Source organism: Aminobacter sp. P4_D5 (assembly GCF_056401815.1).
This window is the reverse complement of record NZ_JBFUIP010001107.1, coordinates 1-579: the sequence shown is the minus strand read 5'-3', so window position 1 is coordinate 579 and position 579 is coordinate 1. Positions and strand designations below refer to the sequence as shown.

Annotated in this window: 2 protein-coding genes; both read left to right on the top strand. The window is 71.0% G+C overall.

Annotated elements, in window-relative coordinates; genetic code table 11:
- Positions 1-362: hypothetical protein (locus tag AC1DWF_RS36935; protein WP_476843390.1), on the top strand; the 362-nt coding region annotated here is incomplete at its 5' end.
- The coding region (locus AC1DWF_RS36930; protein WP_476843389.1) for a hypothetical protein at positions 362-579 on the top strand (218 nt) is incomplete at its 3' end. The genes AC1DWF_RS36935 and AC1DWF_RS36930, both read left to right, overlap by 1 nt.

Here is a 579-nt window from a genome sequence, read left to right as displayed (position 1 = left end):
TCGCCGCCTTGCATGACATCGACGCGGAACGCCTGATCCTGCGTACGGAGATCGTGCCGGACGTCCCGGGACTCACCGCCGCCGGATTCACCCCGGACACGCTCTGGCATGCCGGCGAGTTGGACGAGGCCCGCGCCGCCGCGCTCGATGGCGCGCTCCAGTCGATGGGCATCGCCCTGCCGCAGTTCCGCGCCGCCGCCGGCCGCATGACCCGGGAATCCGCGCAGGCCCTGGGCCTCGCCGATCCCTGGTGGTGGTTCATGGGCCGTGATGCGCTGGCCCGCCTGCTGCGCGAGGCCGGCTGGACGCCACTGACATGGCGGGACGACGGCGCCCAGGTCCTCGTCTCGGCCGAGGCCTGATGCGCCATCGGATCTGCCTGCTGACGCTCGACTTCGTCGGCCCCATCCGCAACGGCGGCATGGGCACCGCCTTCCTCGCCGCCGCCGAGGTCTTCGCCGCCGCTGGGCATCACGTCACCGTGCTCTACCCCTCTGCCTATACCGAGAACGAGCCCGTGACGCGCTGGCGCGAGCACTATGCCGCCGTTGGCATCGAATTCGTCTCGCTCTTCCTGGA